The organism is Mycobacterium sp. 1465703.0, from assembly GCF_001672975.1.
Taxonomy (GTDB): domain Bacteria; phylum Actinomycetota; class Actinomycetes; order Mycobacteriales; family Mycobacteriaceae; genus Mycobacterium.
The window spans coordinates 1-17,794 of the sequence record NZ_LZKU01000288.1 but is presented as its reverse complement, the minus strand read 5'-3'; the positions used below and the strand labels follow the sequence as shown (position 1 = coordinate 17,794).

The 17,794-nt window shown below is 68.3% G+C and carries 14 protein-coding genes; 7 read left to right on the top strand and 7 right to left on the bottom strand.

The features are described 5' to 3' along the window. On the bottom strand, positions 1-421 hold a 421-nt coding region (locus A5625_RS27285; RefSeq protein WP_067001855.1), incomplete at its 3' end, for an Lrp/AsnC family transcriptional regulator. Between the two features lie 30 nt (positions 422-451). On the opposite strand from A5625_RS27285, the gene A5625_RS27280 reads away from it, so the two are divergent. From A5625_RS27280 to nei2, 5 genes are read left to right on the top strand one after another with little or no spacing between them, the layout of a single operon-like run. Then, positions 452-1,708 carry a VOC family protein gene (locus tag A5625_RS27280; RefSeq protein WP_067001852.1) on the top strand — a complete coding sequence of 419 codons (1,257 nt, stop codon included), beginning with the start codon at positions 452-454 and terminating at the stop codon, positions 1,706-1,708. Further along, complete coding sequence (locus A5625_RS27275; protein ID WP_369830058.1) at positions 1,705-3,234, top strand: aldehyde dehydrogenase family protein; 1,530 nt, start codon at positions 1,705-1,707, stop codon at positions 3,232-3,234. Before A5625_RS27280 ends, A5625_RS27275 begins: the two co-directional genes overlap by 4 nt. Before the next feature lie 47 nt (positions 3,235-3,281). Continuing rightward, positions 3,282-3,956: a TetR/AcrR family transcriptional regulator gene (locus A5625_RS27270; protein WP_067001846.1), complete on the top strand. Its 675-nt coding sequence runs from the start codon at positions 3,282-3,284 to the stop codon at positions 3,954-3,956. A 36-nt stretch (positions 3,957-3,992) separates the two neighbouring features. Continuing rightward, the gene (locus A5625_RS27265; RefSeq protein WP_067001843.1) at positions 3,993-8,594 is read left to right on the top strand and encodes an ATP-dependent helicase; all 4,602 of its coding nucleotides are present in this window, start codon (positions 3,993-3,995) and stop codon (positions 8,592-8,594) included. 1 nt (position 8,595) lies between these two features. Then, positions 8,596-9,351 carry an endonuclease VIII Nei2 gene (nei2, locus tag A5625_RS27260; protein WP_067001840.1) on the top strand — a complete coding sequence of 252 codons (756 nt, stop codon included), beginning with the start codon at positions 8,596-8,598 and terminating at the stop codon, positions 9,349-9,351. A gap of 22 nt (positions 9,352-9,373) precedes the next feature. On the opposite strand, the gene A5625_RS27255 is transcribed toward nei2, so the two are convergent. Further along, on the bottom strand, positions 9,374-10,291 hold the full coding sequence (locus tag A5625_RS27255; protein WP_067001837.1) for a PHB depolymerase family esterase: 918 nt from the start codon (positions 10,289-10,291) through the stop codon (positions 9,374-9,376). Positions 10,292-10,482: 191 nt separating this feature from the next. On the opposite strand from A5625_RS27255, the gene A5625_RS27250 reads away from it, so the two are divergent. After that, complete coding sequence (locus A5625_RS27250; protein ID WP_067001834.1) at positions 10,483-10,842, top strand: DUF732 domain-containing protein; 360 nt, start codon at positions 10,483-10,485, stop codon at positions 10,840-10,842. Between the two features lie 28 nt (positions 10,843-10,870). Here A5625_RS27250 and A5625_RS27245 read toward each other — a convergent pair whose 3' ends face one another. Continuing rightward, entirely contained in the window at positions 10,871-11,863 is a 993-nt protein-coding gene (locus A5625_RS27245) for a magnesium transporter CorA family protein (protein ID WP_369830057.1), read from the bottom strand. Positions 11,864-12,038: 175 nt separating this feature from the next. Between A5625_RS27245 and A5625_RS27240 the strand changes: the two genes are divergently transcribed. Continuing rightward, the gene (locus tag A5625_RS27240) at positions 12,039-12,698 is read left to right on the top strand and encodes a DUF5994 family protein (RefSeq protein ID WP_082984579.1); all 660 of its coding nucleotides are present in this window, start codon (positions 12,039-12,041) and stop codon (positions 12,696-12,698) included. On the opposite strand, the gene A5625_RS27235 is transcribed toward A5625_RS27240, so the two are convergent. From A5625_RS27235 to A5625_RS27220, 4 genes are all read right to left on the bottom strand, one after another. After that, positions 12,629-13,774 carry a PPE family protein gene (locus A5625_RS27235; RefSeq protein ID WP_067001831.1) on the bottom strand — a complete coding sequence of 382 codons (1,146 nt, stop codon included), beginning with the start codon at positions 13,772-13,774 and terminating at the stop codon, positions 12,629-12,631. The two genes, A5625_RS27240 and A5625_RS27235, sit on opposite strands and share 70 nt — an antisense overlap. Before the next feature lie 166 nt (positions 13,775-13,940). Continuing rightward, entirely contained in the window at positions 13,941-15,116 is a 1,176-nt protein-coding gene (locus A5625_RS27230) for a PPE family protein (protein ID WP_067001827.1), read from the bottom strand. A 208-nt stretch (positions 15,117-15,324) separates the two neighbouring features. After that, on the bottom strand, positions 15,325-16,131 hold the full coding sequence (locus tag A5625_RS27225) for an MBL fold metallo-hydrolase (protein ID WP_067001824.1): 807 nt from the start codon (positions 16,129-16,131) through the stop codon (positions 15,325-15,327). A 37-nt stretch (positions 16,132-16,168) separates the two neighbouring features. Further along, complete coding sequence (locus A5625_RS27220) at positions 16,169-17,689, bottom strand: HNH endonuclease signature motif containing protein (RefSeq protein ID WP_067001822.1); 1,521 nt, start codon at positions 17,687-17,689, stop codon at positions 16,169-16,171. Positions 17,690-17,794 lie beyond the last annotated feature (105 nt).

Here is a 17,794-nt window from a genome sequence, read left to right as displayed (position 1 = left end):
TATTCAATATGATGGTGCTTCGCGTGCTGACGTTGGCCGTCGTGCGGATCCGCTGCAGCAGATCTTCCAGCGCCCGGGCCGACTCGACGCGCACCAGCAGGATGTAGCTTTCTTCGCCGGCCACCGAGTGACACGATTCGATCTCCTCGATGTGCTCGAGGCGGGCGGGCGCATCATCGGGTTGAGAAGGATCCAGAGGAGTGATGGCCACGAACGCCGACAGCAGATGCCCGACCGCCTCCGGATCGACGCGCGCCGAGTATCCCGAGATCACGCCGCGGGCCTCGAGCCTGCGCACCCGCGACTGCACCGCCGAGACCGACAGCCGGGCGCTGGCCGCCAACTCCGCCAACGTCGCGCGCCCATCGGCGACCAGCTCGCGCACCAGAATCCGGTCGACATCGTCGAGCGTCTCACCCATGGCCGGAGACTATCGCAGGAATTGGTCGCCGTGACCCGCACGAAATGGCTGCACACCTGGCAGCTTCGGGCGCAATTCGCCGCAGGCCTGTCGGCGATGTACGCCGCCGAGGTGCCCGCCTACCGCACCCTGGTCCAAGTCAGCGAGCAGGTCAACGCCGATTACGCAGCGCGCCATGCCAATGCCGAACGATTCGGCTCGCTGCGGCGGGTCACCGCCGAGCGACACGGCGCCATCCGGGTGGGCAGCCCGGCCGAGCTGGCCGCCGTCGCCGATCTTTTCGCCGCGTTCGGCATGCTGCCGGTGGGGTATTACGATCTGCGCTGCGCGGCCGCGCCGGTCCCGGTGGTGTCCACCGCCTTCCGGCCCATCGACGCAAAAGAGCTCGCGCTGAATCCATTTCGAGTATTCACCTCGATGCTGGCCACCCGCGACCCGCGCTACTTCGGGCCCGACCTGCGCCGTCGCGTCGATGCCTTCCTGGCCCGGCGCCAATTATTCGACCCCGCGCTGCTCAGCCGGGCGCGCATCATCGCCACCGAGGGCGGCTGCGATGCCGACCACGCGCGGGTATTCGTCTCGGCTGCGGTTGCGGCGTTCGCCTTGTCCGGCGAACCGATCGAGCGATCCTGGTATGACGAATTGGCGCGGGTCTCCGCGGTAGCCGCCGACATCGCCGGCGTCGGCTCCACCCACATCAACCACCTGACGCCGCGGGTGCTCGACATCGACGATCTCTATGAGCGGATGACCCGGCGCGGCATCACCATGATCGAGGCCATCCAGGGCCCGCCGCGCACCGACGGACCTACGGTGTTGTTGCGCCAGACATCATTTCGCGCCCTGGCCGAACCGCGCCGGTTCCGCGGCGACGACGGCAGCGTCAGCGAAGGGACGCTACGGGTGCGCTTCGGCGAAGTGGAAGCCCGAGGCGTCGCCCTGACGCCGAAGGGCCGGCAACGCTACGACCGCGCGATGGCCGCCGCCGACCCGGCCGCCGAGTGGGCGAACCACTTCCCGAGCACCGACGAGCGGATGGCCGCCGAAGGACTCGCCTACTACCGCGGCGGTGACCCGTCGGCGCCGATCGTCTACGAGGACTTCCTGCCCGCATCGGCCGCGGGGATTTTCCGGTCGAACCTGGACGACGCCCACGCCGGCGTCGGAAATGGTGATGTCCCTGATGATTCCGGCTACGACGCGCAGTGGCTGGCCAGGTCGATCGACCGCGAGATTCACGACCCCTACTCCCTTTACCAAGCGCTCTCCCAGGAGGCACCGAAGTGAACATGCCCACAGCCGACCAGTTGCGCGCCCGGGTGCGCGACGCCCTGCAGGCGATGGGGGCCGACATCGCACTCGGCGAACCGGATGGACACGGCTTGCCGGCCAGCACACCGATCACCGGCGAGGTGCTTTTCACCGTCACACCGACCACACCCGAGCAAGCCGAGCGGGTGATCGGCGAAGCCGCCCAAGCGTTTTCGGTGTGGCGCAGCACCCCGGCGCCGGTTCGCGGCGCGCTGGTGGCGCGCCTCGGCGAGCTGCTGACCGCGCACAAGGACGAGTTGGCAACCCTGGTGACGTGCGAGGTCGGCAAGATCACCTCCGAGGCCGCCGGTGAAGTTCAGGAGATGATCGACATCTGCCAGTTCGCCGTCGGCCTGTCGCGCCAGCTCTACGGCCGCACCATCGCGTCGGAACGCCCCGGCCACCGGTTACTGGAGACCTGGCATCCGCTGGGTGTGGTCGGGGTGATCACGGCGTTCAACTTCCCGGTCGCGGTGTGGGCCTGGAACGCCGCGCTGGCGCTGGTGTGCGGGGACCCGGTGGTGTGGAAGCCCTCCGAGCTGACGCCGTTGACCGCGCTGGCCACTACGGCGCTGATCGGCCGGGCCGCCGCCGATGTCGGCGCCCCGCCCGCGGTGAGCTCGCTGCTGCTGGGCGACCGCGACCTCGGGGAGCTGTTGGTCGACGACCGACGTATCGCGTTGGTGTCCGCGACCGGCTCGGTCCGCATGGGCCGCGAGGTCGGTCCGCGCGTCGCCGCGCGATTCGGCCGGGTGCTGCTGGAGTTGGGCGGCAACAACGCGGCCATCGTGACGCCATCGGCCGACCTGGATCTGGCGGTGCGGGCCGTGGTGTTCGCCGCCGCCGGCACCGCCGGTCAACGCTGTACGAGTTTGCGCCGGCTGATCGTGCACCGCTCGGTGGCCGACGAGGTCGTCGGCCGCATCGTGTCGGCCTTCCGCCAGCTGCCCATCGGTGACCCGTCCGCACCGGGCACGCTGGTCGGGCCCTTGATTCACGAGACCGCCTACCGCGACATGGTGGGGGCACTCGAGCAGGCGCGCGCTGACGGCGGCGAGGTCATCGGCGGCGAGCGCGCGCACTGCGGCGTTCCCGCACATCCGAGTTCGTACTATGTCACGCCGGCCCTGGTGCGGATGCCCGCGCAGACCGCCATCGTGGCCGCCGAAACGTTCGCGCCCATCCTCTATGTACTGACCTATGACGAGCTGGACGAGGCCATCGCGCTCAATAATGGAGTGCCGCAGGGCCTTTCGTCTGCCATCTTCACCACTGACCTGCGCGAGTCCGAGCGGTTCTTAGCCGAATCCGACTGCGGAATCGCCAATGTCAACATCGGCACGTCCGGCGCGGAGATCGGCGGCGCGTTCGGTGGAGAGAAGGAAACCGGTGGCGGACGGGAATCCGGCACCGACTCCTGGAAGGCCTACATGCGCCAAAGTACCAATACCGTCAATTATTCCGGCGAGTTGCCGCTTGCGCAGGGGGTGCGGTTCGGATGAATACGATGTGGGTCGGCGCCTGATGTCCTATGAGTACTATCTGACACATGCCGACAGCCCGCAGGCGCTTGTCCCCTGAGGATCGACGCGCTGAGCTGCTCGCTTTAGGGGCAGAAGTCTTTGGGAAGCGACCCTATGACGAGGTCCGCATCGATGAGATCGCGGAACGCGCCGGGGTGTCGCGGGCCCTGATGTACCACTACTTTCCCGACAAGCGCGCCTTCTTCGCGGCGGTGGTGAAGGACGAAGCCGACCGCTTGTACGAGAACACCAACATGGACGACGCCCACGGCCTGACCATGTACGAAGAGGTCCGGACCGGTGTGATGGCCTACATGGCCTACCACGAGCACAACCCCGAAGCCGCGTGGGCGGCCTACGTCGGCCTGGGCCGGTCCGACCCGGTTCTGCTGGGCGTCGACGACGAGGCCAAGAACCGTCAGCTCGAGCACATCATGAGCCGAATCAACGACCTGCTGGCCGCCAAGGTGCCGGGAACCAAGCTGGAACCCGACGTCGAACGCGACCTGCGGGTGATCTGCCATGGCTGGCTGGCATTCACCTTCGAGCTGTGCCGGCAGCGCATCATCGACCCCACCACCGACGCCGATCGCCTCGCCGATGCGTGCGCACACTCATTGTTCGATGCCATCGCCCGGGTGCCCGAGATTCCCGAGGAGCTGTCCCACGCGATGGCGACCGCTCGCCTGGAGCCCCGCTAGCGGACTCTTGTCGGTGGTCGTTGGCACCATGGATAGGTGAGCACTCGCGCTGAATCCGGGCCGTCCGGCCGCCCCGACCCGCTGGGCCGGTTCAGCGCGATCACCCGCGAGTGGTTCACCAGTACCTTCGACGCGCCGACCACCGCGCAAACCGACGCCTGGAACGCGATCGCCGACGGCCATAACACCCTGGTCATCGCCCCCACCGGATCCGGCAAGACGCTGGCGGCGTTCCTGTGGGCGCTGGACAGCCTGGCCGGCTCGGCCGAGCGCCCGCCCGGCACCCGCGTGCTGTACGTGTCCCCGCTCAAGGCGCTGGCCGTCGACGTCGAGCGCAACCTGCGCACTCCGCTGGCCGGGCTCACCCGCATCGCCGAGCGCCAGGGTCTGCCGGCCCCCGACATCAGCGTCGGGGTCCGCTCCGGTGACACCCCGCCCGCCGCCCGTCGCCAACTGATCAACCGGCCCCCCGACGTGTTGATCACCACACCCGAGTCGCTGTTTTTGATGCTCACCTCGGCCGCCCGCGAGACCCTGGCCGGCGTGCAGACGGTGATCGTCGACGAGATCCATGCCATCGCCGCCGGTAAGCGTGGCGCACACCTGGCGGTGTCGCTGGAGCGCCTCGACGCGCTGCGGGAGGACAAACCCGCCCAGCGCATCGGGTTGTCGGCGACGGTGCGCCCGCCCGAGGAACTCGCCCGGTTCCTGTCCGGGCAGGCGCCGACCACCATCGTGGCCCCGCCGTCGGCCAAGACGGTCGAGCTCACCGTGCAGGTGCCGGTGCCCGACATGGCCAACCTGGCCAACAACACCATCTGGCCCGACGTCGAGAATCGTCTGGTCGACCTGATCGAATCGCACAACTCGACCATCGTCTTCGCCAATTCGCGGCGACTGGCCGAACGACTTACCGCCCGCCTCAACGAGATTCACGCCGAACGCAGCGGCGTCGACCTGTCCACCGACGCCAATCCGAAGGTGGCCGGCGGCGCCCCGGCGCACATCATGGGCAGCGGCCAGACCTATGGCGCGGACCCGATACTGGCCCGGGCGCACCATGGCTCGGTCAGCAAGGAACAACGCGCCCTGGTCGAAGAGGACCTCAAACGCGGGCTGCTCAAGGCGGTGGTGGCCACGTCGAGCCTGGAGCTGGGCATCGACATGGGCGCCGTCGATCTGGTGATCCAGGTGGAGGCACCGCCGTCGGTGGCCAGCGGCCTGCAACGCATCGGCCGGGCCGGCCATCAGGTCGGCGAAGTCTCGCAGGGAGTGCTGTTCCCCAAGCACCGCACCGACCTGATCGGCTGCGCGGTGAGCGTGCAGCGCATGCTGACCGGGCAGATCGAGACGATGCGGGTGCCCGCCAATCCGCTCGACATCCTGGCGCAGCAGACCGTGGCCGCGGCCGCACTGGAACCGTTGGACGCCGATCGCTGGTTCGACACGGTCCGGCGGGCCGCCCCGTTCGCGACACTGCCGCGCAGCGTGTACGAAGCCACCCTGGACCTGTTGAGCGGCAAGTACCCGTCCACCGAGTTCGCCGAGCTGCGACCGCGGTTGGTCTACGACCGCGACACCGGCACGCTGACCGCCCGCCCCGGTGCGCAGCGGCTGGCCGTCACCTCCGGCGGCGCCATCCCCGATCGCGGCCTGTTCACCGTCTACCTCGCTTCCGAAGCCGAAAAGCCCTCTCGGGTAGGCGAACTCGAAGAGGAAATGGTGTACGAGTCGCGGCCCGGTGACGTCATCTCGCTGGGCGCCACCAGCTGGCGGATCACCGAGATCACCCACGACCGGGTGCTGGTGATCCCCGCGCCCGGCCAGCCGGCCCGGTTGCCGTTCTGGCGCGGCGACGGCCTTGGCCGCCCGGCCGAGCTGGGCGCCGCGCTCGGCGCGTTCACCGGCGAGCTGGCCGGCCTGAACCGGGAGGCGTTCGACACCCGTTGCGCCGGACTGGGTTTCGACGGCTACGCCACCGACAACCTGTGGGGACTGCTCGACGAACAACGGAGTGCCGCCGGTGTGGTCCCCACCGACACCACCTTGCTGGTCGAGCGGTTCCGCGACGAACTGGGCGACTGGCGGGTGATCCTGCACTCGCCGTACGGGCTACCGGTGAACGGACCGCTGGCACTGGCGGTGGCCCGCCGGCTGCGCGAGCGCTACGGCATCGACGAGAAGCCCACCGCCTCCGACGACGGCGTCGTGGTGCGGCTACCCGACACGCTGTCCGACTCCGGCGAAACACCGCCCGGCGCAGACCTTTTCGTGTTCGACGCCGAGGAGATCGACCCGATCGTCACCGCCGAGGTGGGCGGCTCGGCGCTGTTCGCATCGCGATTCCGCGAGTGCGCGGCCCGCGCCCTGCTGTTGCCGCGCCGGCACCCGGGCCGGCGCTCGCCGCTGTGGCAGCAGCGCCAGCGTGCCGCGCAGTTACTGGAAGTGGCCCGCAAATATCCCGACTTTCCGGTGGTGCTGGAGACCATCCGTGAATGCCTGCAAGACGTCTACGACGTCCCGGCCCTGACCGCGCTGATGACCGGCATCGCCCAGCGGCGGGTGCGGGTGCTCGAGGTCGAGACGCCGCGGCCGTCGCCGTTCGCGGCCTCGCTGCTGTTCGGCTACGTCGGCGCATTCATGTACGAGGGCGACAGCCCGCTGGCCGAGCGCCGGGCCGCCGCGCTGTCGCTGGACAGCACGCTATTGGCCGAGCTGTTGGGCAGGGTGGAACTGCGCGACCTGCTCGATCCGGAGATCATCGCGGCCACCGGCCGCCAACTACAGCACCTTTCGCCCGACCGGGCCGCTCGCGACGCCGAGGCCGTCGCGGATCTGCTGCGGTTGCTGGGGCCGCTGACCGAGGAGGAAGTGGCCACCCGCGCCGGTGGCGCCGACGTCGGCGGCTGGCTGGAAGGCCTGCGCGCGGCCCGGCGCGCGCTGACGGTGTCGTTCGCCGGGCGCAGTTGGTGGGTGGCCATCGAGGACATCGGCCGACTGCGCGACGGCATCGGCATCGCGGTTCCTCTCGGTGTGCCGGCCGCCTTCACCGAGGAGGTAGCCGACCCGCTGGGCGAACTGCTGGGCCGCTATGCACGCACCCATCCGCCGTTCACCACGGCCGAGGCCGCCGCCCGGTTCGGGTTGGGGCTGCGGGTGACCGCCGACATTCTGGGCCGGCTGGCCGGTGATGGCCGGCTGGTGCGCGGCGACTTCGTCGCCACGCCTGACACGCCCGCGACACCGGTGGCCGGCGCCGAGCAGTGGTGCGACGCCGACGTGTTGCGCATCCTGCGGCGCCGATCGCTGGCGGCGCTGCGCGCCCAGGTCGAGCCGGTCAGCACCGCCGCCTACGGGCGGTTCCTGCCGGCCTGGCATCGGCTGGGGTCGGCCGAATCATCGCGCTCCTCAGGCCACTTCGGGTTGGACGGCCTGATGTCGGTGATCGACCAGCTGGCCGGCGTACGAATGCCGGCCTCGGCGATCGAGCCGCTGGTGCTGGCTCCCCGGGTCCGCGACTACTCCCCCGCGCTGCTCGACGAACTGCTCGCCACGGGTGAGGTCACCTGGTCGGGTGCCGGGTCGATTTCGGCAAGCGACGGCTGGATCGCGTTGCACCCCAGCGAGTCCGCGCCGTTGTCGCTGCCCGGACCCGCCGACATCGAATTGGGTGACGCCCATCGCGCCGTGCTGGACACGCTGGCCCCGGGCGGCGCCTACTTCTTCCGCCAACTCACGCAGAGCGGACTCCCCGAATCCGAGCTCAAAGCCGCGCTGTGGGAACTGATCTGGGCCGGCTGGATCACCGGCGACACCTTTGCCCCGGTGCGCGCCCTGCTCGGTGGCACCGGAACCCGCAGGCGCTCGGCGTCCGCGCACCGGTCGCATCGCCCGCCGCGGCTGAGCCGATACAGCGTCGCGCACCCGCAGGCCCGCCCCGCCGACCCGACAGTGGCCGGCCGGTGGTCGATCCTGCCGGTCCCTGAGCCGGATTCCACGCTGCGCGCCCACTACCAAGCCGAACTGCTGCTGGGCCGCCACGGCGTGCTGACCCGTGGCGCGGTGACCGCCGAGGGCGTGCCCGGCGGCTTCGCCACCCTGTACAAGGTGCTGAGCACCTTCGAGGACGCGGGCCGGTGCCAGCGCGGCTACTTCATCGAGTCGCTGGGCGGGGCCCAGTTCGCCGTTGCGTCGACCGTCGACCGGCTGCGCAGCTACTCCGACGGCATCGACCCGGAACGACCGGAATACCGAGCCGTCGTGCTGGCCGCCGCCGATCCGGCCAACCCCTACGGGGCCGCGCTGCCGTGGCCGGCCTCCCGCGGCGACGGGGCGGGGCCGGCGGCACGCCCGGGCCGCAAAGCCGGGGCGCTGGTGGTGCTGGTGGACGGCGAGCTGGCCTGGTTCCTGGAGCGGGGCGGGCGGTCGTTGCTGACCTTCACCGATGACGCCGCCGCCCACCACGCCGCCGCGACGGCGCTGGCCGACCTGGTGGCCTCCCGCCGAGTCGCGTCCATTTTGGTCGAACGCATCGACGGGGTGCCGGCCCTGCAGTCCCGCGCCGACGGCCCCGGTGCGGCGGACGCGCTGTCCGACGCCGGGTTCGCCCGCACCCCGCGCGGAATGCGGCTGCGCTGACATGCCCGAGGGTGACACCGTCTGGCACACCGCGGCCGTGCTGCGCGAGCACCTGGTCGGCGGCACCCTGACCCGCTGCGACATCAGGGTGCCGCGGTTCGCCACCGTCGATCTCACCGGGCAGGTGGTCGATGAGGTGCTCAGCCGCGGGAAGCACTTGTTCATCCGGGTGGGACCGGCCAGCATCCACTCGCATCTGAAGATGGACGGCAGCTGGCGGGTCGGCAACCGCCCGGTGCGGGTCGACCATCGGGCACGCATCATCTTGGAAACCGGCACAGCCCGCGCCGTCGGCGTCGACCTGGGCGTGCTGGAAATTCTGGACCGCGACCGTGACGGCGATGCCGTCGCGCATCTGGGACCCGATCTGCTGGGCGAGGATTGGGACCCGGCGCTGGCCGCCGCCAATCTGACGGCCAAGCCGGACCGGCCGATCGCCGAGGCGCTATTGGACCAGCGGGTACTGGCCGGGGTCGGCAACGTCTACAGCAACGAATTGTGTTACCTCACCGGGCATCTGCCCACCGCACCGGTGAGCGACATTGCCGATCCCCATCGGCTGGTCTCTCGCGCACGGGACATGTTGTGGCTCAATCGGTTTCGCTGGAATCGGTGCACCACCGGCGACACCCGGCCCGGCCGGCAGCTATGGGTCTACGGCCGATCGGGACAGGCTTGCCGTCGCTGCGGCACCCGGATCAACTTCGACGAGTCGGGAGAACGGGTGACGTACTGGTGCCCGTCTTGCCAGCGCTGACACGGTCGGCCGTGTCACGGGCCTAGTCCCGGGCGTGCGCGAGGAAGAACTGGGCTATCGCCTCGGACCCGTCGAGCGCGCGGGTGGTGGGGCCGATGACGGCCGCGGGCAGGTATTGCTTGCCGCCCGGCCAGGTGTGCCCGCCACTGTCGATCTTGTACAAGATCACTTCGGTGTTCGCCGCGCACGCGGTGGATTCGAACCGCCGCACCAGGGTGCCGTCGCGGACGTCGGGCAGCGCCTGCATCGACGGATCGCCCCGGCATCCGTCGGCCGAGCGCCACTTGCCCACCATGCTGTCCACCGAGATGGAGTGGCTGACCCCACCGCGTCCGCGCACCGTCCCACCCTTGAAGGGCACCAGCGGATCGGCGGTCCCATGGGCCTCCCAGACCGACACCGGCTGCGACGGATTGCAGGCCACTCCCGTGCCCAGCGTCCCGGCGACCGGCGCGACCGCGGCGAAGATGTCGGCGCGTTCGCATGCCAGCCGGTTGCTCATGAAGCCCCCGTTGGACATGCCGGTCACGAAGACGTGCCCGGGCGCGATGCGGTAGTCGTTCTGCAGTTTGCTCACCAACCCGACCAAAAAAGCGACATCGTTGATGTGCCGGCGATCCGCGGGCGAGGCGCCTCGCCCGTCGGCCCAGCTTTTGTCGTAACCGTCGGGGTAGACCACCAACAGGTCATGAACGTCAGCAACGTTGTCGAAGCCGGTCAGGCCGCGCTGCGAGATGCCGCTACCGCCGCCGCCGTGCAAACTGAGCACCAGACCGACAGGGTCGCCCGCCGGCACGTGCAACAGGTAGGTTCGGTCCATGCCGCCGGATCGAAAAGTGCCGGAAATGTCTCGTGCGGTGGCCGCCGAGACATCCCGCACACCGCAGCCGACAACGCATATCGCCACCACAGCGAGCCACAACCATCGCAGGTATGCCATCGCGTCAGATCACCGACGGCGCGTCGACGAGGGCTCGCCGGTAACGCGCGTCCGACCGTGGAGCAAACCCTTGTGTGGCACACACCGCATTATCGGCAATGCGGTACCGGGCGACACCACGACATGCAAACATCCGAACTAGCCGCGCCTTCAGCAAGCCTCGGCACTTCTGTTCCACGGGAGTATCACAAATGACGACCACCCAGATACGCAAGCCCAACCGGCGGATATCGCTGTTGGCGATCGGCGGCGTGCCGCTGGCCGGGTTGCTCGGCGTGCTGGCAGCATCGGCGACCGCGCAGGCCAACTCCGCCGATGACGCATTTCTGGCCGCGCTGAAGGCTAAAGGCATCAACTACGAGTCGCCCGACGCCGCGATCAATTCCGCTCACACCGTGTGCCACGAACTCGATATGGGCCAAAAGCCGGAAGACGTCGCGAACAACGTCTTGTCCAGCAGCACTCTGGACAGCTATCACGCCGGCTACTTCGTCGGGGTCAGCATCAAGGCGTACTGCCCGAAGTACGCGGGCGCGGCGTCCGGGTCCTGAAATTTACCGCGTCGTGCGGTGACCCTTCTTACAGCCAATCTCGTCGCTTGAACATCAGGTAGAGCACCACCATCAAGACGAGTATCACCCCGGTGCTGGCCGCGAATCCGGCATGGGTGCCGAAGCCCGGGTAGGGCACGTTCTGCCCGTAGAAACCCGTGATCGCGGTCGGCACCGCGATGATGGCCGCCCATCCCGTCAGCTTCTTCATGACGGTGTTCAGCCGGGCGTCTTGCAGTGACAAATTGGTTTCGAAAATGGTTGTGAGTATGTCGCGCAACGACTCCGTCCATTCCGAGACCCGCAGCACGTGGTCGTAGAGGTCGGCGTAAAGCGGGTCAAGCCTTCGGTCGGAACCATCCGAAACACGATGGTGCACAATGGCATTGACCACTTCGCGCATCGGAAGGGCGACCCGGCGCAAATTCACCAGATCCCTGCGCAATCGGAAGGTGCGGCGCTGGAAGATTCCCTTGTGCGGCGTGCCGTCGAACAGCTCGTCCTCGATGGCTTCGATGGAGTCGTCGAGGGCTTCTACCGCCGAGAAATGGCTGTCGACCACCACGTCGAGCAGGCCGTGCACCAGTGCGCCGACGCCGTAGCTCAGCGCCCCGATCTCCTGCCATCGCCGGGTCACCTGCGCCACGTCGAAGTCGGACGACAGGCGCACGGTGATCAGCCCCTGCGGCAGCACGAATCCCGAAATGCGGTGCATGGACAGCATGCGCTGCGACACATCGGCGGCGTCCGTTGCGACGTCGACGGCATAGACGGTGAAGAAAGTGTGGGTTTCATACGGTGTCACCTTGACCCGCTCGGCTGCCGCCACGGCGTCTTCGACCGCCCAGTGGTTCAGGCCGAGTTCGGCGGCCAGCCCGCTCAGCGTGTCGTGGTCCGGTTCGCACAGGTCGGCCCACACCAGGGTGTCGCGTTGGGTCAGATAGTCCGAGATCTTGTCGAACTCAAAGTCGTCCTGCGCCTTGCCGCGGCGCCACACCTGGCCTTGAACATTTGAAGCCATCTGCACCGAACCATCTTCGCAACCGGTCCGTCGCAGTCCGACAGCGGCTCGTTGTTCATGATCGGTAAACCCCACGGCCACTCGCTGGCGTCGCGATCGCCGACTGCCCGTGATGATCTTGACGGTAGCGGGGTCGTCAGAACCTTCGCGGCGAGTCGGCGAGCAGGTGAATGAAATGGATCAATCAAAGCGGTTGCAGCTCAAGCCTTATCGGACTGTGTCCGAGCACATCGACGGCGCCTGGTGGCCGCGGTCGACGGACCTCGTCCAAGAACTGCCGGGTCTGGTGGCGTCGTTGTCCGACCCGCTGGGGCAGATCGTCATGGTGGGCTATCACCGCAACGGCTGGGACAACACGCCGCCGCTGGCTGAAATCGACGGGCACTCAATCGAATTACTGGGTTTCACCAGCGATGAGCCGGTCAGTGTCATCGTGATGGGCGAGAATGGCCGCCACATCACCCTGCACGTCATCCTGCCGGACACCGACGAAGGCGTCGCCCGTCAGGCACTCGACGACGTGCTAGGGCCCGCCGACCCCGAGGTCTCCCCGGTCATCCGGGCCTCGGTGGGGCGATCGGTGGCAGACGTGGCCGAGAAACTGGCCAGGCACGAGGCGCTCGGCGACGAGCGGCGGACCGCTCAGATCAAGCGCTGGTGCGAAGAGACGGCGCAACGATTCATCGACGCACCGGTGCAGACCTTCGTCCCGATCCTCGTCGAACACATCGTGCGCAACCGCATGATGGAATCGCGCAATCAGCGCTACCCCGCCGACGGCGGCCTGTTCATCACGGTGCCGGGAAGCTCCGCGCCGTACTCAATATCGTCGTAGTCACGTCCCTTACCCCGGCGGCCACTCGCCGGGGCTGCGGTCGGGCGCATCGGGGCCATCGGCAGCATCGGTGTCTGGCCGGCCCCCGGCGGTAGTGCGGAGACCGCCGATGCCAGTTGCACCGGTGCCGAAGATCCCAGCATTCCCACCGTCGCGGGCGGCATGGTCAGGTTGCCGAGCGAAACCCCGATGCCCAGAGCCGCCCGGGGCGCCATCGACGATCCGACCGCGCCGACCAGGCTTGTCTCCGACGACAGCGCGGCCGTGCCTTCAGACAGGCCGCCGAAAATGTCGCCGGCCACCCCGCCCTGCAGGGCCTGGGCGGTGTTGAGCTGGGCGAGGTAGCTGAGCAGGTTGACCGGGAATCCACTCGCGATGAGCTGCCATCCCCACGTGCTCCAATATCTGAACCAGCCCGAGTCCGGATTCAGGCCGAAGGTGCTGGAGGCGAGGAGATCCTGGCTTCCCAGTGACAGGTTGGCGGCCGTCATCATGCCCGAACTGGTGGTGTTCGTGGCGGGCAGCACAGCGGCCTGCGTCGTCACGCCGGCCGGATTGGCTACTTGGGGCGGCGGCGCGAACTGCGGCAGTCTCATGGCGCTCGCCGTAGTCGCGGCGTAGCGGAACATCGCTGCCGCGTTGGTCACCCACATGGCCTGGTACTCGGCTTCGGTTTCGGCGATGGCGGGAAAGTTGATCCCGAAGAAGTTCGTGGCCACCAACATCGCCAGCCGCGCCCGGTTGGCGGCGACCACCGAGGGATGCACCACCGTCCAGTGCGTCAACTCGAACGCCGTGGTAGCGACCTCCACCGAGGTGGCGATCTGCTGGCACTGCTGCGCGGTGACGCGCAACCAGTCGAGATAGGGCTCGAACGCCTCGGCCATCACTGTCGCGGACGGACCTTGGTACGTGGTGGACAGCCAGGCCAGCTCCGCGGTGTACCCGGCGGCGGATTGCTCCAGTTCGGCGCTCAGATCCTGCCACATGCCCGCGGCTTGGATCCATGACCACGCGCCGGGTCCGGCGTGGATCAACGCCGAGATGATCTCCGGCGGGAGTATCCCAAAATCCATCGAGGCTTTACCTTGGAGAAGTACGTGAATGGGGCGAAGTCCGGGCGAAAGCCCGTCCGGCAGTTCGCGATCCGATCAGGACACGCGGTGGCCTACTGCGGATCGCCGTTGACCTACCGGGTGGCGGGATTCGGCGTCCGCGGTGGTGGGGCACCATCGCTTCGGCTCATCCCGCCGATGGATTTCGAGGCATTACTTTGCCTTTGACCTCTTGGCCGAAGGCGACGTCCTCGTACTTCTGCTGTTTACGCTTGCGCCAGCCGGTGCCGGCCGAGGCCGCCGTCGGCGGGACCATCATCGGCATCAACGGGAATCCCGATTCCGTCGCGGGAAGGGGCGACGCCGCGGACGCGAGTTGCACCCCGGTCTGGGTGCCAGGCAACAGCCCCACCACGGCCGGGGGCGCGGTCAGCTTGCCCAGCGACACGCCAACGCCCATCGCACCCGTCGGCGCCATTCCGGCGCCGACGTCGCTGACCGCATTGGACAGGCTCGCCGAGGCCGCCGCCCCCAAGCCTTCTGACAGGCCGGCGCCGATGTCGCCGCCCACGCTCTGCAGCGCGCTGGCCGACGTGTTCTGCGCCAGATAGCTGAGCATGTTGATGGGGAAACCGGACGAGATGAACTGGTTGCCCCAGGTGCTCCAGTAGCCGAACCATCCGCTGTTGGGATCACCGTCGGCGCCGAAGAGGCCTGCGAGAGACGAGTCGGATGGGGAGCTTAGGAGCGACGACATAGTTTGCACTTTGGAGCCGACTGTGCCGGCTGAGGTACCGGCGGCTTTACTTACCGCTTGCTCCTGGTTTGCCGTCCCGTCCGGGGTGGTGTCGGGAAGTGGCGAACTGAACTGGGACAGCTGTCCGGTCGCTTGCGACGATGACGCTTGGTAACGCGTCATCGCCGCCGAGTTGTTCGCCCACATGGTGCCGTATTCGCCCTCGGCCTGGGCGATGGCCGCCGTGTTCTGCCCGAACCGGTTGGTGGCCAGCAGCTGCCTGAGGCGGGTGCGGTTGGCAGTGACCACCGAGGGGTGCACCACGGTAGACCGAACCTGGGTGAATGCCGACGCGGCGGCGTCGGCCGAGGTGGCCATCTGCGACGCCTGCTGCGCGGTCTCGCGCAGCCAGAGCAGGTAGGGCTGGACAGATTGCAGCATCGCCATCGACGAGGGCCCGTCCCAGGACTCGATGAGCGACGACAACGTCGAGGCGTAAGTGGAGAGCGAATTCTCCAGCTCGACGGCCAGCCGCTGCCAGGCACCGGCGGCCTCGATCAGCGAGCCGGCTCCCGGCCCGCTGTGGATGAGCGTCGAGGTGACCTCGGGGGGTGCAAAAAGATCCATCACATCTCACAATGCCCACGCTGAGAACGCCTCAGCAAATTTGCGTTAACCAGGCCGCGAAGAACCTTGGAACTCTGCACGTCGAAGCCCATTACCTGCGGTCGCTCCTCCCAGTTCGACTGCGGGTTGTTAGGACACCCTATACCTAACGCTGAGAACGATTTGACATTTGCTGGTCGGGGGAAACCTGCCCGATACCGGCCGCCTCTCAGACTGTCACCGACGCGCCGCGGTCCACCGCGACGATCCGGTCCCCCAGGCCGCGGTGCTGCATCTCCCGGGTGAAGTCAGCCAGCGGCGACGCGAACGCCGCGTAATCGTCAAAATGCACCGGGATCACCTTCGGGAGGGCCAGCAGCGCAACGAGTTCGGCGCCCTGGCGGCCGTCCATGGTCACGGTCAATCCGAACGGAAGCCGTCCGCCGGCCGGCAGCCGGGTGCCGCCGAGGTGCAGCATGCCCGCATCGATCGGGTCGAACCGCGCGGGAATCTCGTTGAGCTCTTCGACCAGCAAGGTATCGCCGGAGATGTAGAGCCGTCGCCGGGGTGAGCCATCGTCGGCGGTGACCTCCACCATGGTGCCCATCACCGGCGGGAGCAGTCGCTGACTCCAGCCCGGCGCATGGCGGCCGGGCAATGACGTCAGGGTGAGGGTGGTGCCGTCCTTCGTCATCGTGTGCTGCTGCCACGTCGTCAGGCCTCGCGCCTGCGCGAAACCACGCCGGTGAAGCCGTTTGGCGGCATGCGGGGTGGTGATGACGGGCAAATCGTGGTCGAGGCCCCGCTGCGACACCCTGTCCCAGTGATCGCCGTGCATGTGCGACAGCACGATCACGTCGACCGGCGGAAGTTCGCTGAGGCTCAGCGCCGGCTCCTTGAGCCGCTTGGACACCAGCCCGTGGCCGAGATAAGCCCGTTGCCCCCGGTGCAGGAAGTTGGGGTCGGTCAGCAACGTCAGCCCACCGACGGAAATGAGAGTGGTGGCATTGCCGACGAACGTGACGGTGATGTCCATAGCCGCGGGCTACCCGGTCCCGCGACCCTCCATGCCGCTAGAAGGGCGGCGGATCGTCATCGGGGCCGTAGGCGGTGGGCCACGAGCGGCTCACCGAGGGGGCGCGACTAGCCAGTCGTGCCTGTCGGTTGTGCCGGCGTTCGGTGGCGATGCGGATGGCGCGGTCTTGGCCGCGGGTGCGGCGTCGTCGTCGAGGCATCATCGCCGTGCGGTCGGCGCAGTGGTCGGCTCGGGCCTCGGTTCCGGCCTCCGTCGCGGTGAGTTCGCCCGTGGGCGCGCACAAGCTCGGGAACAGCAGGGCGCTGCCCGGGGTGGTGACGTAGGTGTGCCCGGCAGGCGAGGTCAAGATCAGCGTCGCGTCGGGCAACTGCTTTTCCCGCCAGCCCCAGAAAGTTTTCACCAAATGGTGTGTGCGGCAATAACATTTGAGGTTCGAAGCGTGGGTGGGCCCGCCTTCGACATAGGGGATCGTATGGTCCAGGTCGCATTCGGTCGCCGGACGGTCGCAGCCGGGCCAGCGGCAGGTCAAGTCCCGGCATCGCACGAAATCGGCCAGCGCCTTCGACGGCAGATAACCGCGCTCGGGCGGCGCATCACCGGGGTGGGTCAGCGGTGCCAGCCTGGCCGACGCGGCCAACTCGGCCATCAAGTCCGGCGCGATCAAGCCCTCGGCGCCCACCTCGGCGGCCGGCACGCCGCCGCGACCTTCGAGCGAGGCCGCCTCGGCGATCACGTGGATCACCACCGGCCCGGCCGCGGGCCGCTTGCCCGCCGCACAATCGCGGCGCCCGCACCGGCACCCCAACCGCTCCGCACCCCCAGCCAAGGCACCCAACGCATCGGCGCGGCGCTGTTCACGGGTGCGCGGGTCGTGCTCACACACCGTGGCCGCCAACGCGTCCAGCCGCCGCTTCAGGGCATGCGCGTCCGGGCCGAACAGGCTGCCTTCGATGTGCGACAGACCGCCCTCGACATCGACGATCGACAACTTCCGGTCGGCCACGAACTCCTTGCGCCGTCGCACCGCGTCGGCATCGGCCCTGGCCACGACCTTGTCCACCTGTGCGGCGAGACGTCCCCGGGACATCGACGGCCAGCGCGCCACCTTGACCGCAAGCTCGGCGTCGACCGCGGCCAACACCTGCGGGTCGACGACCAAATCGGTGCGGAACACGATCGTCTGGAACATCGCGTAGTCGATATCCCCGGCCGCGAACACCGCGCCCACCTCCGGTAACCGCTCCCGCATCGCCCGGGCATAACGCACCCGGCTAGCGGCCAGCCCCTGACTGATCCGCAACTCGGCAGCCACCTCCGCACTGACCGCCGCCTCCGTGTCGACCGCCCAATCCTCGGTCTCCGCACAACGCGAGAGCCGATAGCCGAACAACTCACCAACGGCCGTGAGCTGGGCGGCCGCCGCCCGGTTCTCCGCCCGTGCCGACGCACCGATCCGCTCCAGCAAGCCCGCCGACACCGGAGTCCGCGACGGGTAATTCCGCTCGAACAGCTCGTCAAAGTGAGCGATCACCCGCGCCCGCTGCGATCTATCGAACATGTGTTCGAGCCTACCGTCGGGGTCCGACCGCGTTGACTCGTCTGAAATGCGCGCGAAAGGGTGATTCGTTGCCTCATGGGAAATGCGCGCGTACGCCCGGTGGAT

Bases quoted from the DNA above. Each gene is read 5' to 3' on its own strand.
- A5625_RS27220 (WP_067001822.1), bottom strand. From the start codon at position 17,689: ATGTTCGATAGATCGCAGCGGGCGCGGGTGATCGCTCACTTTGACGAG.
- A5625_RS27255 (WP_067001837.1), bottom strand. From the start codon at position 10,291: ATGGCATACCTGCGATGGTTGTGGCTCGCTGTGGTGGCGATATGCGTT.
- A5625_RS27230 (WP_067001827.1), bottom strand. From the start codon at position 15,116: ATGGATCTTTTTGCACCCCCCGAGGTCACCTCGACGCTCATCCACAGC.
- A5625_RS27225 (WP_067001824.1), bottom strand. From the start codon at position 16,131: ATGGACATCACCGTCACGTTCGTCGGCAATGCCACCACTCTCATTTCC.
- A5625_RS27235 (WP_067001831.1), bottom strand. From the start codon at position 13,774: ATGGATTTTGGGATACTCCCGCCGGAGATCATCTCGGCGTTGATCCAC.
- A5625_RS27240 (WP_082984579.1), top strand. From the start codon at position 12,039: ATGGATCAATCAAAGCGGTTGCAGCTCAAGCCTTATCGGACTGTGTCC.
- nei2 (WP_067001840.1), top strand. From the start codon at position 8,596: ATGCCCGAGGGTGACACCGTCTGGCACACCGCGGCCGTGCTGCGCGAG.
- A5625_RS27270 (WP_067001846.1), top strand. From the start codon at position 3,282: ATGCCGACAGCCCGCAGGCGCTTGTCCCCTGAGGATCGACGCGCTGAG.
- A5625_RS27245 (WP_369830057.1), bottom strand. From the start codon at position 11,863: ATGGCTTCAAATGTTCAAGGCCAGGTGTGGCGCCGCGGCAAGGCGCAG.
- A5625_RS27250 (WP_067001834.1), top strand. From the start codon at position 10,483: ATGACGACCACCCAGATACGCAAGCCCAACCGGCGGATATCGCTGTTG.